This is a genomic window from Bradyrhizobium sp. CER78, assembly GCF_029846235.1.
Taxonomy (GTDB): Bacteria; Pseudomonadota; Alphaproteobacteria; order Rhizobiales; family Xanthobacteraceae; genus Bradyrhizobium.
This window is the reverse complement of sequence record NZ_JARVWP010000002.1, coordinates 77,519-92,571: the sequence shown is the minus strand read 5'-3', so window position 1 is coordinate 92,571 and position 15,053 is coordinate 77,519. Positions and strand designations below refer to the sequence as shown.

Here is a 15,053-nt window from a genome sequence, read left to right as displayed (position 1 = left end):
TACGAGTGCGAGTGCGTATGTTCTTGGGGCGCCAAGCCGCAAGAAATCCTCCCGAAAAATCCTCCCACAGCATTTCCTCGGCAGCGCCGCGGTGGCGGGGCTGGTGCTTGGCTGCGCCTGGACCGTCTACGCCAACATCTTTGCGGCGGGCGTCTATCCGTCGGTCGGCAGTGCATCGTTCGATGCGCCGGTGGTGAAGCGGCCCGTCGCGGTCGCCGCACGGCCGGCCCCCGCGTTCAACGAGGTGTTCGCGTCCCTGACGCCGGCGCCGGTGGCCCCCGCCAAGAGCGAGGTTGCCAAGAGCGAGGTTGCGAAGTCGGAAGCCTCGGCACCACCACTTATGTTTAACGATCGGTTTGCGGCGGCATCGCCCGAGGGCGTGGCGTCCAGCGTCGTGGCCGACGCCGCAACGCAGATCGACCCGATCAAGCAGGCCGCTGCGCCCAAGGTCTCCGAAGCGGCGAGGGCGGTCGCCAGCGCGGAGCTCGCCGAAACATCGAAGCCGCTGCCGGCGCCGAAATCGGTCGAGACCGCCAAGAAGCAAGCCGCCGCCAATCTGAAGGTGGCGCTGAACGATCCCGCCGCCAATGTGCAGCCCAAGGCGGCTGAGAAGGCAGCTGAGAAGGCTTCCGAGCCGAAGCCGGCCGAGATCAAGCAAGCCGTGAAATCCAGCGGCGTTCGCGACATGGCTGCGCGCGCCAAGGCCGCGGTGATGTCGATCGCATCGAGCGAGCGGCAGACCATGGTCGAGAAGCTGTGGGGCAAGCGCGAGTCGAGCGGCGGGCTGCTGTCGTTTGCCTCCGCCGATGCCAACGTCACCGGCAGCATTCCCTCGACGCTGGACCAGAACCCGATGCTCGGCGGCTCGCCGCCCTATGACCGCCAGACCGCGGTGTACGACATCTCGGCCAAGACCGTGTACCTGCCCGACGGCACGCGCCTCGAGGCGCATTCGGGTCTCGGCTCGAGGCTCGACGATCCGAGGTCCTCGCACATGAAGATGGTGGGCGTGACGCCGCCGCACATTTACGAGCTCAAGCCGCGCGAAGCACTGTTCCACGGCGTGCCGGCATTGCGCCTCAATCCGATCGGCGGCGAAGGCAAGATCTTCAACCGCGATGGTCTGCTCGCGCACACCTTCATGCTCGGTCCGAACGGCGACTCCAACGGCTGCGTCTCGTTCAAGGATTATTACGCGTTCCTCGACGCCTACCGCAACAAAGGCATCCGCCGCCTCGCGGTGCTCGCGCGGATTCAATAGCCTTCAGCTCCCGGAGGGGCGTCGCCCGACGCCCGCGAGCTGCGCGACGAAGTCCAGGTTCCTGTCCGAAGGTCGGTGTGCCGTTCCCTTGAAGGGCTGCGGAGGTCGCTATATCCTGCGATATACAAGGGTGCCAGGGCTAACAGCGCCGCGCTCCCGAGGGTCACAGAACCCGCGGAGCAGGGGAGGAAAGCATGAGCCGGTCGCCGGGCGTCATGCACACGGACAAGGTTCTCGACGTGCTTGCCGGAGGCGGAGCGCCATCCGACCTGTCGGCGTCGTGGCGCCGGTCCGGCCATCTGCATGCGCTCGATCCGGCGAGCCGCCTGCCGTCGCATCGGCTCGGCCAGGCCGAAATCGCCGCTGCACAGCAGCGGCTCGGTGAATTCCTGAAAGTCGCCCAGAGCACGCTCGACCGGCTGTTTCTCGCGGTGGGCGGTGTCGGCTGCTCGGTGCTGCTCGCGGACCGCGACGGTGTCGTCGTCGACCGGCGCGGCGCGGGCGCCGATGACGCGACGTTCAACGCCTGGGGGCTCTGGACCGGCGCGGTCTGGAGCGAGAAGTACGAGGGGACCAACGGCATCGGTACCTGCATCGTCGAGAAGCGTCCGCTGTCGATCGACCGCGAGCAGCATTTCTTCACCCGCAATTCCGCGCTGTTCTGCACCACCGCGCCGATCTTCGACGAGCATGGCGAGCTAGCCGCAGCCCTCGACGTCTCCTCCTGCAGGGCGGATTTGACCGACGGATTCTCCCGCCTGATCGCGACCACGGTCACCGACGCCGCACGCGCGATCGAGGCCGAGAATTTTCGCCGGGCATTTCCCGATGCACGGATTCTGCTCACGCCGCGAAGCGAGCGCGCCGTCAATTCGCTGCTGGCGGTCGATCGCGACGACCTCGTGATCGGCGCAACGCGGGCTGCGCGCCGCGCGCTCGGCCTCAATGCGGCATCGCTGGCGCGGCCGTTGCCGGCGGCCGATCTGATCGGGGAGACCCGTGACGATGGCGGCCTGGTTGCCGCGGAGCGTGCAGCGCTGCAACGTGCGCTGGCGCGCGCCGGAGGCAACGTGTCGAAGGCCGCCAAGGATCTCGACATGTCGCGCGCGACGTTGCACCGCAAGCTGAAGCAGCTCGGCTTGCGCCGCTAGGGCATTTCCCTGGGGCGCAAGCCTGCACCAATTTGCGGCGCACTCTGTCTCAGATTTGCGACAGTTCCCCCGCGGCCGTTGGGGCCGGCCCCTGTTCTGTCTTCTCGATTTGGCCGAGCGTCCCGGCCAACGCCGTGTGCATCGGCGTGCCAACGGAGGAACACATGAACAAGGTTGACATGCAGTCCGTGCTCAAGGCGCCGTTTGCCCAGCGCTACGGCAATTTCATTGGCGGCGAGTGGCGCGAACCCCATTCTGGAAGGTACTTCGACAATGTATCTCCGGTGACGGGGCTTCCGACCTGCGAGATCCCGCGCTCGGACGCCGCTGACATCGAGGCCGCGCTCGATGCCGCACATGCCGCCAAGGACGCTTGGGGCAAGACCAGCGTCGCCGAGCGCTCGCTGATCCTCAACAGGATCGCCGACCGAATGGAGGCTAATCTCGAAAAGCTTGCGACCGCCGAGACCTGGGACAATGGCAAGCCGATCCGCGAGACCATGGCCGCCGACATGCCGCTCGCGATCGACCACTTCCGCTATTTCGCTAGCGCGATCCGCGGGCAGGAAGGCGCGATCTCCGAGATCGACCACGACACCGTCGCCTATCATTTCCACGAGCCGCTCGGCGTGGTCGGGCAGATCATCCCGTGGAATTTCCCGATCCTGATGGCGGTCTGGAAGCTCGCGCCGGCGCTCGCCGCCGGCAACTGCGTCGTGCTCAAGCCGGCCGAGCAGACCCCGGCCTCGATCATGACCTTGCTCGAACTGATCGGCGATCTCTTGCCCAAGGGTGTGCTGAACGTCGTCAACGGCTTCGGCCTCGAGGCCGGCAAGCCGCTGGCGTCATCGAACCGGATCGCCAAGATCGCCTTCACCGGCGAGACCACGACCGGCCGGCTGATCATGCAATACGCCTCGCAGAACCTGATCCCGGTGACGCTCGAGCTCGGCGGTAAGTCGCCGAACATCTTCTTCAAGGACGTCTGCGCGGAGGATGATGATTTCTTCGACAAGGCGATCGAAGGTTTTGTGATGTTCGCGCTCAACCAGGGCGAGGTCTGCACCTGCCCGAGCCGGGCGCTGATCCACGAATCGATCTACGACCGCTTCATGGAGCGCGCGCTGAAGCGCGTGGCGGCGATCACCCAGGGCAGCCCGCTCGACCCGACCACCATGATTGGCGCGCAGGCCTCCTCGGAGCAGCTCGAGAAGATCCTCTCCTATATCGACATCGGCAAGAAGGAGGGCGCCAAGGTGCTGGCCGGCGGCGAGCGCAACAATCTCGGCGGCGGCCTGTCGGGCGGCTATTACGTCAAGCCGACCGTGTTCGAGGGCAACAACAAGATGCGCGTGTTTCAGGAAGAGATCTTCGGGCCCGTGGTGTCGGTCACGACCTTCAAGACGGATGAGGAGGCGCTGTCGATCGCCAACGACACGCTCTATGGCCTTGGCGCGGGCGTCTGGAGCCGCGATGCCAATCGCTGCTATCGGTTCGGCCGCGCCATCCAGGCCGGCCGGGTCTGGACCAATTGCTATCATGCCTACCCGGCGCATGCGGCGTTCGGCGGCTACAAGCAATCGGGCGTCGGCCGCGAGAACCACAAGATGATGCTCGACCATTACCAGCAGACCAAGAACGTGCTGGTGAGCTACAGCGCGAAGAAGCTCGGCTTCTTCTGAGGGCTCTGCCCTTCTCGGGGCGGGGCAAACGACAGGCTTCGGCGGGATGTCCCGCCGGAGCCTCCATCACGGAGGCCGAGATGGCTGACAAGGTGACCGCGACGCCGTCCGCGCTGGAGCTGATCGCCGAGATCGTCGCTGATCATGGGCCGGTGCTGTTTCACCAGTCCGGCGGCTGCTGCGACGGTTCGTCGCCGATGTGCTATCCGATAGGCGAATTCCTGATCAGCGATCACGACGTCAAGCTCGGCGAGATCGGCGGCGCGCCGTTCTACATCAGCGGCGCGCAATACGACGTCTGGAAGCACACCGACCTGATCATCGACGTCGTTCCCGGCCGCGGCGGCATGTTCTCGCTCGACAATGGGCGCGAACGCCGGTTCCTGACCCGGTCCGAGATCTGCGCGCTGCCGCCGCGCGAGGCGGAATAGGGCGATCGAGCGTGGAATTCTAACCGACAGGATCGATCGGCGTGGTCAGGCCAAGGCGCGCTTCGATCGCTTCAGCGGCTTCGAGGCACTGGTCCTCGCGGAAGCGCCGGCCAGTGACGAGCACCCCGATGGGCAGCCCGGTGACGCTATCCCGTCCGGCCGGGACGCAGGCCGATGGTAGCCCGAGCAGGTTCGCTGGCACGACCGGACGCATCAGTTCCTTGGCCACGGCTGCACCGGCGGCAGTCGCCGAATCGACGCTATGCTCGAACGGCAATTGCGTCCAGGTTGGTGACAGCAGCAGCGGCCGCTCCGCCATGAAGCTCGACCAGGCGCGCGCGATGGCGTGCCGCTCCACCATCAGATTGGACCAGGCCGTGGTGTCGGCCAGTTGCGGGATCAGCGCCTGGAAACTCTGCAGGAACATCATCGCATCCGGGCCCATCATCTGCGACAACGGATCGAGGACGGACGTGAAGTCGCCCATGATAAGGCGCGCCCAGCAGTCGATCGCCTGCTCGTAGCGTGGCGGGGCGATTTCTTCGACGGCATATCCGGCATCAGCCAGGGCCGCCGCGGCGCGGCGGACGGTCGCTGCAATGACCGGATCGATGCCGCCCCCCGGTGGCTCGGGCAGAGCGGCCACGCGCAACGGTCGAGCCGCGGCCGGCCCCGCAAAGGGCGCATCGATCGACCACGGATCGCGCGGGTGCACTCCCATCAAGACTCGCAATGCAAGCCGCACGTCAGCGACCCGACGCGCCATCGGTCCCTGAACATTCATCAACTGCACCGCAAGCAGGCTTCCCTCGGCCGGACCACACTCTGCATCGGGAACACGCCCGGCAGACGGTCGGATCGAAGCGATGCCGCAGGCATTGGCCGGATTGCGCAGCGATCCGCCGATGTCGTTGCCGAGGCCGATCGGGGTCATGCCGCTGGCGAGCGCCACCGCGTCGCCTACGCTCGAGCCGCCGGCGGTGCGATCCGGATGCCAGGGATTGCGCGTCAGCCCGTGCAGCGAACTGACGGTGTGGATGCGCAGCGCCATGTCCGGCAGGTTGGTTCTGCCGATCGGGATCGCGCCGGCGGCACGCATCCGCTCGACAACGGGCGCGTCCATCGGCACCACGGCTTGCGCCAGAGCCGGTACACCCCAGGTGGTTGGCAGGCCCGCCATATCGATGTTCTCTTTGACAGTGAAGGGAACGCCATGCAGTGGACCGATCGCCTCGCCGGCGGCCAGCCGCCGGTCGGCCAGTTCGGCCGCCGCTCGGGCTTCATCGGCGAGGACATGGACCACCGCATTCAAGGCTGGATTGACCGCATCGATGCGCGCCAGGTGCGCGTTTACGACCTCCGCCGAGCTCAATTGCCGTTCCGCAATGCGGTGCGCAAGTTCGGTTGCAGGCAGTTGCCAGATCTCGCTCATCGCTCACTCCCATGTGCCGGGCCTGTGACGGCTTCGCATTTGTTTGGTCGGCCGAGCGGCGGGATCATGGATGACCGAGACCGCCACGGCGCCGATAGCATGCATCAAATCTTGCATCGCTGGAACTGACCAGTCGATTGTTGCTATACTGCGGCGACCAAATCACCGGTCGAAAACGCAATGCATCCTGCTCCGCCCATCGAAACCCCACCGCCGATCACGACCGAGGCGTTCGTCGAAGCCGGCGCGGCGGTTGCCCGCCTCGAAGAGATTTACGAGCGCAACACCGGGTTTCTGCGCAATCGCTTCGAGGCCTATGTCAACGGCGTGCCGTTCACGACGCGGGTGCGCGCGCATTATCCGTTCGTCCGCATCACGACCTCGTCGCATGCGCGGCTGGATTCGCGGCTCGCCTACGGCTTTGTCGCGGGACCCGGCATCCATGAGACCAGCATCACGCGGCCGGATATTTTCCGGACCTATCTCACCGAGCAGATCGGGCTGCTGATGAAGAACCATGGCGTGGCGGTCGAAATCGGCGAGTCCAGCGAGCCGATCCCGATCCATTTCGCTTACCGGCGCGACATCAATATCGAGGCGGCGCTGACCATCGCCGACAGCTCGGCGTTCACAAGGTCGCTGCGCGACATCTTCGATACGCCGGATCTCGCCGCGATGGACGATGCGATCGCCGACGGCACGTTCGAGCTGACGCCGGGCACGCCCGAGCCGCTGGCGCTGTTCCGCGCCGCGCGGGTCGATTACTCGCTGCGCCGGCTCTATCACTACACCGGCACCGACCCGGAGCATTTCCAGAATTTCGTGATCTTCACCAACTACCAGTTCTATGTCGACGCCTTCGCGCAATCGAGCCTGCAGCGGCTCGCGGCCGGCGAGGAAGGGATCGAGGCGTTCGTCGCGCCCGGCAATCTGATCACGCGTAGCGCGCGGCTCGGCGGCGGCACCACGGGGACGGCATCGGACCGCGTGCCGCAGATGCCGGCCTTCCATCTCGTCGAGCCCGGCTATCGCGGCATCACCCTGATCAATATCGGGATCGGACCGTCCAATGCGCGCAACATCACAGATCACGTCGCGGTGCTGCGGCCGCATGCCTGGCTGATGATCGGGCATTGCGCGGGCCTGCGCAACACGCAGCGGCTCGGTGATTACGTGCTCGCCCATGGCTATGTCCGCGAGGATCATGTGCTCGATCACGAGCTGCCGCTCTGGGTGCCGATCCCGGCGCTCGCGGAGATGCAGGTCGCGCTCGAGGAGGCCGTCGGCGAGGTCACCGGGCTCTCCGGCTTCGAGCTGAAGCGGCTGATGCGCACCGGCACGGTCGCGAGCGTCGACAACCGCAACTGGGAGATCAGCGGGCCGCAGGTGATCCGGCGGATGTCGCAATCGCGCGCCATCGCGCTCGATATGGAATCGGCGACGATCGCCGCCAACGGCTATCGCTTCCGCGTGCCTTACGGCACGCTGCTGTGCGTCTCCGACAAGCCGCTGCATGGCGAGATCAAGCTGGCGGGCATGGCGAGCGAGTTCTATCGCCAGCGCGTCGGCCAGCATCTTCAGATCGGGTTGAAGGCGCTGGAGCGGCTCAAGCAGCAGGAATCCGAGCGGCTGCATTCGCGCAAGCTGCGCAGCTTCGCGGAGGTCGCGTTTCAGTAGAGCATGATCCGGAAAAGTGCGAAGCGGTTTTCCGAAAAGATCATGCTTAAGCAACAAGCTGGAGCGACGCTCGCCTCGCTCACGCTGCGAGCGATTTCCACAATTGCATCTCGATGCCGACCGCAGCCTTGACCTGCGGCCGCGCCTGGATGCGTGAGAGATAGGCCGCCAGTGGCGGCCATTGCGCGACGTCGATAGCGGCGGCGCGGAGCAACAGCAGGGCCCAGGCGAGGTGCGCGTCGGCAACTGTGAAGCGGTCCCCGACCAGGAATTCGCGGTGCGTCAGATGCGCCGAGGGCACCGACAAGGTCTGTCCGATCCTGGCGCGCGGCTTGGCAAGCGATGCGTCGTCCTTGTACCAGAAGGTCGGGAACAGGAATCCCTTGTGGATCTCGGTGCCGATGAAGCTCAGCCATTCCTGCAACCGATAGCGGTCCGGATCGCCCGGCGGCGGCGCGAGGCCGAGTTCGGGCTTGAGGTCGGCGATATATTGCAGCACTGCGGCGCTCTCCGTCAGCCGCTCGCCGTTCTCAAGCACCAGCACGGGCACCGCGCCCTTCGGCGCGACCGCGCGGAAGTCGCCGTCGTCCTCGACCACCTTCTTGGTCCAGAGCTGGACCATGTGATAGCGCGCGTCGATCCCGGCCTCCATCAGCGCGATGCGGCTGGCGAGCGAGCAGGCCATCGGCGAGAAATAGAGCTCAAGCATGATGGCGGTCTCAGGCGAGGGCGTTGCCGCGGGCGATGATCGCGAAGCGGTCGGACAGTTCGGCGAGTGCGACGTCGTGAATGAGCCTTGCCGCAATCGTGCCGCCCTTGCCATCCGGCAGGTCGCGGGTGGCGCAGCTCTCAGCGTCGATGGTGGTGCGGAAGCCGAGATCGAGCGCTGCGCGCGCGGTCGAGCTGACGCACATATGGGTCATGAAGCCGGCGAGCACCAGCTCCTTGCGGCCGGTCGCGGCAAGCTGCGCATTGAGGTCGGTGCCGGCAAATGCGTTCGGCAGTTGCTTCTCGATCACGATCTCGCCGGGCCGCGGTGCCAGTGGCGCGACAATCGCGCCGCGCTCCGCGCTGCGATCGAACAGGCTTCCCGGCGCTCCCTTGTGCGCGATGTGGATGATCTTGGCGCCGCTCTCCCGCGCGCGAGCGAGCAATGCGGCGGCGCGCGCGATCGCGGGGCCGGCATCAGGCAAAGCGAGGGGACCGGCGAGATATTCGTTCTGGATGTCGATCAGCACCAGGCAGGCATCGCCGAGGCGGGGCGGGGTGAGATCGATACCGGCAAGCTGCATCAAGGTTTTGGCTGCGGTCATGGTCCTGATATCTCCACCGGGTTGGCTCCGAAAATATAGCCGCGGGTCGGCCTGCCGATATGCAGGGATATTGCAGCCGATGGCTGCATTGTTGCAGGAGGCCCGGGCACCATGTAGCCTGCCGCCATGAACTGGGACGACCTTCGCATCATCGCGGCCGTCAGGGACGAGGGCACCTATGCCGGCGCCAGCGCGCGGCTGCGCATCGACGAGACCACGGTCGGCCGCCGCCTGGCGCGGATCGAACGCGCGCTCGGCCTGCGGCTGTTCGAGGCCGCCGACGGCGTCCGCAAGCCGACCCGGCAGTGCGACGTGGTGCTCGCGCACATCCAGGCGATGGCGGCGCATGCCGAGGAGATCGGCCGGATCGGCGAAAGCCTGCCGGGCCCGGTCGGCCGGCTGCGCGTCGCCTCCACCAACGCGATCGCGGAAGAGGTGCTGGCGCCGCGCACCGGCGCATTGCTGCGCGCCAATCCGGGCCTCACGCTGCAATTCCTGACGTCGAGCGACAACGTTAAATTCTCTCGCTGGGAGGCCGATCTTGCGATCCGCCTGCGCAAGCCCGACAAGGGCGATTTCGCGATCTCGAAGCTCGGCGAGGTCAGGCTGTATTTCTTCGAGCCGGCCGCGACGGCGGCGGCAGAAGCGGTGACCTGCGCGTATCCCGATGAACTCGGAGCGATTCCGGAAATGCAGTTCCTGCGCGCGAAGCGGCTTCGTGCGCGCTGCGTGACCGACAATGTCCGCATCATCCACAAGATCATCCAGTCGTATCAGGCGGTCGGCGTGCTGCCGGAGCATAGTTGCGCGGACCTTTTGACCGATCGTCGCCTGCGCGCCACGCTGCTGCCGAAACGGCGCGACGTCTGGCTGTTGGTGCAAAGCCATCTCAAGCGCGACGCGGCGACGCGCGTTACCATCGACTGGCTGCGCGCCTGCTTCCAGGACGTCGCGCGCGGCGGGTGAGGTGGAGGAACGACGGAGCGTGTTGCGGCGGTCGCGCCACAGCGATGCGGCGCTCGTGCGCGCGCGCATCATCAAGGAACTCATCGACGCGACGGAGCAATCCCGGCAATAATGGTTGGATCCTGCGCTCTTCCGCGCCCAGGGTGAGCCGCTGTCGCGTCGCTGACACGTTGGAGGAGCAGGCTCAGATACCAAGCGCGGCGTTTGCCACGCCTGAAAATTGGAACACTTGAGTTCCCGAAGTTCTACGGTGCGGCGATGCGCATTTTAGCTATTGCGTCCGGCGGCGCATTTGCATCTAACTCTTAGGACGCTTCCGCAGAGAATGCCGCCTTGCGGTCAAGCGCTTGCAATTTGTTTTTGAGCCTGTGCTTGAGTGAGTTTGCTGTGCGACCCCACATGACGAGTTCCCGCAGGTGAGCATTTCCGGCGGAAGTCGTAATCGTCTTCTCGCAACGCTGTTGCCGGCGGATCTGGACCTCCTGAGGCCCGAACTGGAGACTGTTGCGCTCGAACAGGATGCAGTTCTGGCGCGCGCCGGTGACGAGATCGACTACGTCTTCTTTCCTCACAGCGGGGCGATCTTGTTGATGATCGATATGGCGGATGGGCACACGGTGGCGACCGGTGCGGTCGGACGCGAAGGGGCTGTGGGCAGCCTCTCGGTGCTTGGGGCGTCACCGTCGGGCATCACCGCAGTCGTTCGTGCGGCCGGTACGGCTTCGCGGGTTCCCGCGCCGTGCTTTCATGCCGCTTTCGGCCGCAGTCCCCGGATCCGGCAGGCGATCCAAAAGCACGTCAGATCGATGTTGATCCAGTTTCAGCTTGGCTCCGCCTGCAATGCGCTCCACCCGGTCGAGGCGCGGATGGCGCGCTGGCTGCTCCAGCTTCGTGACCGCGTCGACAGCGACGTACTCCCGCTGACCCAGCAGGCGCTGTCACAAATCCTCGGCGTACGACGAACAACCGTGACGTTGCTGATGCGCAATCTGCGCAAGCGCGGTGCGATCAGGTCCGATCAGCGAGGCCGGATCGAAATCGATCGGGCGCGGCTATTGGCGGCGGCGTGCGAATGCCATCGCGCCATGCGTTTCGAGGCCGAGGAGATCTTCTCGGGTGACACGGGTCGAACGCGAGGAATGACCTTGGCTGACGATCCGCGCATCTCGGAAGTCGAGGCGGACGATACCGTGTGAGCGCGTTCCCGGGGCGATCAGCTTCGTGGTCGCCGATCAAGCTTCCGCGCCGGGGAGGCCGCCGTCTCGAGCTTCGCAATCTCACGCAGCACCTTCGCCGTCTCGCGCAACTCATTGCGCTCTGGGCCCGGCTTCAGGCGTCGCGCTTCATCGAGAAAGTCCTTGGCCTGAAGCAGCCAGGCAGACGTTTCCGTCGAGATCTGCACATGCGCCATGGTGTCCCTCCATCGCGATCATCAGTAGTGGTGACCACTTTCAGGCCGGTGAACCGGCGCTGCGGCGTCGCCGCACGCGGATGCTCGGCTCCTCGACCCAGGCGTCCCGCGCGAACCAGGCGTGATCGGCGAGGCAAATCGGACAAGAGGTGCGCGAGAAGAACACCGTACGGCGTCGAAAACTCTCGCGATCGGTTTTGATTCCGGTGGAAATCGCGTGTCCGGTTTGCGGACATCTGACCATGACCATGCCCATGTGAGTCTCCCTCCCATATTGCTTTTTTGCTTTTGCAGAAATGCTCCGGCCGGTTGGATTGGCCTCAGGTCGGTGCGGGGTACTTGGGGGGCATCGCGCACCTGAGCATCGGGCAGTGGGGGCTGCATGCTCGTCACTGGGCTTCTTCCAACCGGCCAGATCCCTCCTCAAACGAATCCTCGATGTGGCGAACGCCGCTTCTTCAGGCGGCTTGGCGGAGAATCTTGGCGAAGTGTTTCCTGACTGGTTCGCGGGTTTTCGGCGCGTCCTTGTGGCCGAGCTGGGAGCTCAATAACGGCATTCCGAAGAGGCGCGTGCCGTTCACAGTAACTTTCATTTGGCTTTCACTCACCGCCCAACCTCCCTCTCAAGCGAAAGCGTTCTCCGCAACGCTTGCTCGCGTCACGGCAGCTGGCGCTCCGTGTTCGATTCAGATTCTTGAGTGAGTTTCGTTTCTGTCCCGAGCTTACTGTGCGGGACGAAGGCGACACTGTCGGTTCGGTTTGCGACTCTCGCCGATAATTTTTTTGAGAATGTCAACTCGAACTAACGTATGTTTACCGGGATTGCTGTGCAAAAGCGATTGCTGCCGTGAGCAGCAACGTGCGCTTTTCAGCGCGAGTTGCGCAGGAGGACATCCGTACTAAGCGCGCTGCAAAAAGTGGTCAGTTGGCCGCCCCAAACAAAAACCCCGGCATCGCTGCCGGGGTTTTGCATTTCGTGGCTTGCCTTGAGTAGCTGGATCAGAAGTCCATGCCGCCCATGCCGCCGCCCGGAGGCATCGCGGGGCCGCCGGCGTTCTTCTTCGGCAGCTCGGCAACCATCGCTTCCGTGGTGATCAGCAGCGCAGCAACCGAGGCAGCGTTCTGGATCGCGGTGCGCACGACCTTGGTCGGGTCGATGATGCCCTTCTTGACGAGGTCGGCGTAGTCGCCGGTCTGGGAGTCAAAACCGTGATTGTAGGTCTTGTTCTCCAGGATCTTGCCGACGATGACCGAGCCGTCTTCACCGGCGTTGATCGCGATCTGGCGAGCCGGAGCCGACAGCGCCTTGCGCACGATCTCGACGCCGGTCTTCTGGTCGTCGTTCTTGGTGCGCAGGCCCTTGAGCTGCTCGGAAGCACGGAGCAGGGCGACGCCGCCGCCCGGGACGATACCTTCCTCGACAGCCGCACGGGTCGCATGCATCGCGTCATCAACGCGATCCTTGCGCTCCTTCACCTCGACTTCGGTCGCGCCGCCGACGCGGATCACCGCGACGCCGCCTGCGAGCTTGGCGAGACGCTCCTGCAGCTTCTCACGGTCGTAGTCCGAGGTGGTTTCCTCGATCTGCGCCTTGATCTGGGCAACGCGGGCGTCGATGTCGGCCTTCTTGCCGGCGCCGTTGACGATCGTGGTGTTTTCCTTGTCGATCATCACCTTCTTGGCGCGACCGAGCATCTGCAGCGTGACGTTCTCGAGCTTGATGCCGAGGTCTTCCGAGATGGCCTGGCCGCCGGTCAGGATCGCGATATCCTGCAGCATGGCCTTGCGGCGATCGCCGAAGCCCGGAGCCTTGACGGCCGCGACCTTCAGGCCGCCACGCAGGCGGTTGACGACGAGGGTGGCGAGGGCTTCGCCTTCGACGTCTTCGGCGACGATGACCAGCGGCTTGCCGGTCTGCACCACGGCTTCGAGCAGCGGGAGCAGCTCGTTCAGCGAGGAGAGCTTCTTCTCGTTGATGAGGATGTAGGCGTCATCCATCTCAACGCGCATCTTGTCGGCGTTGGTGACGAAGTAGGGCGAGATGTAGCCGCGGTCGAACTGCATGCCCTCGACGACGTCGAGCTCGGTCTCGAGCGACTTGGCTTCCTCGACCGTGATCACGCCCTCGTTGCCGACCTTCTTCATGGCGTCGGCGAGGAACTTGCCGATCTCGGCATCGCCGTTGGCCGAAATGGTGCCGACCTGGGCGATCTCCTCGTTCGAGGTGACCTTCTTCGAGTTCTTCTGGAGGTCCGCAACGACGGCTTCGACCGCGAGGTCGATACCGCGCTTCAGGTCCATCGGGTTCATGCCGGCGGCGACCGACTTGGCGCCTTCCTTCACGATCGCCTGGGCGAGCACGGTCGCCGTGGTGGTGCCGTCGCCGGCCGCGTCAGCGGACTTGGAGGCGACTTCGCGCACCATCTGGGCGCCCATGTTCTCGAACTTGTCCTCGAGCTCGATCTCCTTGGCGACGGTGACGCCGTCCTTGGTGATGCGGGGAGCGCCGAACGACTTCTCGAGCACCACGTTGCGGCCCTTCGGACCGAGGGTGACCTTCACCGCGTTGGCGAGAATGTCGACACCGCGCAGCATCTTGTCGCGCGCCTCGACGGAGAATTTGACTTCTTTGGCTGCCATCTGAGTTTTTCCTTGCGAGATTTGATCTGGGAGGGAGGGAGGCGCTTAGGCCGCCTTCTTCTTGGAAGCGGGGACGTCGAGCACGCCCATGATGTCGCTTTCCTTCATGATCAGCAGGTCTTCGCCGTCGATCTTGACCTCGGTGCCCGACCACTTGCCGAACAGGACGCGGTCGCCGACCTTGACGTCGATGGGGGTCAGCTTGCCGGTTTCGTCGCGGCCACCGGGGCCGACGGCGACGACTTCGCCCTGGGAGGGCTTTTCCTTGGCACTGTCCGGAATGATGATGCCGCCAGCGGTCTTCTCTTCGGCGTCGATGCGCTTGACCACGACGCGGTCGTGAAGCGGACGGAATTTCATGCAGTCCTCCTAAATATTTGCGGATGCTGTAGATTTTTGGAGTGTTAGCAGTCCAGCCCAGCGAGTGCCAGACTGGCTGCGCAGGAGATAGGCCAAGCCTTCGCGGCGGGCAAGAGCCTCTAGCAGAAAAATTGGCACTCGCAGACGGTCGCTGCCAGGATCATTTCGGCATCCTTAATGCCGGCCCGAAGGGGGGGGGGGGGCTATTAGCAGTTGCGGTAAGTTGCTGCCAACGCAAGAAATTTCAACAACCTATTAAACATTTGGGCTTGAGATGAGTTAGTCGCGTGCGTCACATTTCTCTCATGTGAGCGCATCCATTGCCGGTGGTCCGGCGGGGAAGGTCGGCCACCATGTGAATGCGCTCCGTCACAGGAGGTTGGCATGGTCTCGCGAGTTGGTGGGGTTGTTTCCGACGATTTCCGGAAGCAGTTGTTGGGGTATGGGCTGACGACGGCGCAAATCCTTTATCGGATGCCGGATCATCCCTCGTTGCTTCAGACCTATGTCTGGCAGAACTACGACCTGTTTCCGAAATTTCCGGCGCTGCAGGATTTCCTCTCTTTCTGGCAGCGGAAGCTCGAGGGCCCGCTGTTCTCGGTGACGGTGGCGCATTCCAAGCTGGTCAAGCCGGCCGAGCTGCGCGCTGTCGACGGCGTATTCCGGCTGAATTGAACCGCTGAGGGCGCAGGGCAAGGGGCAAGGCGAGGCGATGCGCCTTTGCCCACC

15 protein-coding genes are annotated in these 15,053 nt (G+C 64.7%); 8 read left to right on the top strand and 7 right to left on the bottom strand.

Annotated elements, in window-relative coordinates:
* The first annotated feature begins 91 nt into the window (after nt 1-91).
* The 4 genes from QDT69_RS03490 (at nt 92) to QDT69_RS03475 (ending at nt 4,525) form a co-directional block, all read left to right on the top strand.
* The gene (locus QDT69_RS03490; RefSeq protein WP_347952019.1) at nt 92-1,261 is read left to right on the top strand and encodes a tlde1 domain-containing protein; all 1,170 of its coding nucleotides are present in this window, start codon (nt 92-94) and stop codon (nt 1,259-1,261) included.
* Between the two features lie 194 nt (nt 1,262-1,455).
* A complete protein-coding gene (locus QDT69_RS03485; RefSeq protein ID WP_279705259.1) occupies nt 1,456-2,412 on the top strand; it encodes a GAF domain-containing protein in 957 nt (318 codons plus the stop codon).
* Between the two features lie 164 nt (nt 2,413-2,576).
* Entirely contained in the window at nt 2,577-4,094 is a 1,518-nt protein-coding gene (gene adh, locus QDT69_RS03480; protein WP_279705258.1) for an aldehyde dehydrogenase, read from the top strand.
* Between the two features lie 80 nt (nt 4,095-4,174).
* Entirely contained in the window at nt 4,175-4,525 is a 351-nt protein-coding gene (locus QDT69_RS03475) for a DUF779 domain-containing protein (RefSeq protein WP_279705257.1), read from the top strand.
* A 19-nt stretch (nt 4,526-4,544) separates the two neighbouring features.
* On the opposite strand, the gene QDT69_RS03470 is transcribed toward QDT69_RS03475, so the two are convergent.
* Entirely contained in the window at nt 4,545-5,957 is a 1,413-nt protein-coding gene (locus QDT69_RS03470) for an amidase (RefSeq protein ID WP_279705256.1), read from the bottom strand.
* A 180-nt stretch (nt 5,958-6,137) separates the two neighbouring features.
* On the opposite strand from QDT69_RS03470, the gene QDT69_RS03465 reads away from it, so the two are divergent.
* Nucleotides 6,138-7,634 (top strand): AMP nucleosidase, encoded by a 1,497-nt coding sequence (locus tag QDT69_RS03465; protein ID WP_279705255.1) that lies wholly within the window; start codon nt 6,138-6,140, stop codon nt 7,632-7,634.
* 79 nt (nt 7,635-7,713) lie between these two features.
* Here QDT69_RS03465 and QDT69_RS03460 read toward each other — a convergent pair whose 3' ends face one another.
* A complete protein-coding gene (locus QDT69_RS03460) occupies nt 7,714-8,343 on the bottom strand; it encodes a glutathione binding-like protein (protein ID WP_279705254.1) in 630 nt (209 codons plus the stop codon).
* Nucleotides 8,344-8,353: 10 nt separating this feature from the next.
* Complete coding sequence (locus QDT69_RS03455) at nt 8,354-8,947, bottom strand: cysteine hydrolase family protein (protein ID WP_279705253.1); 594 nt, start codon at nt 8,945-8,947, stop codon at nt 8,354-8,356.
* Nucleotides 8,948-9,073: 126 nt separating this feature from the next.
* Here QDT69_RS03455 and QDT69_RS03450 point away from each other — a divergent pair, with 126 nt between their 5' ends.
* The gene (locus QDT69_RS03450) at nt 9,074-9,913 is read left to right on the top strand and encodes a LysR family transcriptional regulator (RefSeq protein WP_279705252.1); all 840 of its coding nucleotides are present in this window, start codon (nt 9,074-9,076) and stop codon (nt 9,911-9,913) included.
* A gap of 416 nt (nt 9,914-10,329) precedes the next feature.
* Nucleotides 10,330-11,109: a Crp/Fnr family transcriptional regulator gene (locus tag QDT69_RS03445; protein ID WP_279705251.1), complete on the top strand. Its 780-nt coding sequence runs from the start codon at nt 10,330-10,332 to the stop codon at nt 11,107-11,109.
* A gap of 17 nt (nt 11,110-11,126) precedes the next feature.
* On the opposite strand, the gene QDT69_RS03440 is transcribed toward QDT69_RS03445, so the two are convergent.
* The 4 genes from QDT69_RS03440 to groES form a co-directional block, all read right to left on the bottom strand.
* On the bottom strand, nt 11,127-11,324 hold the full coding sequence (locus QDT69_RS03440) for a hypothetical protein (RefSeq protein WP_279705250.1): 198 nt from the start codon (nt 11,322-11,324) through the stop codon (nt 11,127-11,129).
* A gap of 40 nt (nt 11,325-11,364) precedes the next feature.
* Nucleotides 11,365-11,580: a hypothetical protein gene (locus QDT69_RS03435; RefSeq protein WP_279705249.1), complete on the bottom strand. Its 216-nt coding sequence runs from the start codon at nt 11,578-11,580 to the stop codon at nt 11,365-11,367.
* 743 nt (nt 11,581-12,323) lie between these two features.
* Nucleotides 12,324-13,964 carry a chaperonin GroEL gene (gene groL / locus QDT69_RS03430; RefSeq protein ID WP_279705248.1) on the bottom strand — a complete coding sequence of 547 codons (1,641 nt, stop codon included), beginning with the start codon at nt 13,962-13,964 and terminating at the stop codon, nt 12,324-12,326.
* A 45-nt stretch (nt 13,965-14,009) separates the two neighbouring features.
* Nucleotides 14,010-14,324 (bottom strand): co-chaperone GroES, encoded by a 315-nt coding sequence (groES, locus tag QDT69_RS03425; protein WP_050422292.1) that lies wholly within the window; start codon nt 14,322-14,324, stop codon nt 14,010-14,012.
* 384 nt (nt 14,325-14,708) lie between these two features.
* On the opposite strand from groES, the gene QDT69_RS03420 reads away from it, so the two are divergent.
* On the top strand, nt 14,709-14,999 hold the full coding sequence (locus QDT69_RS03420) for an usg protein (RefSeq protein ID WP_279705247.1): 291 nt from the start codon (nt 14,709-14,711) through the stop codon (nt 14,997-14,999).
* Nucleotides 15,000-15,053: the final 54 nt, after the last annotated feature.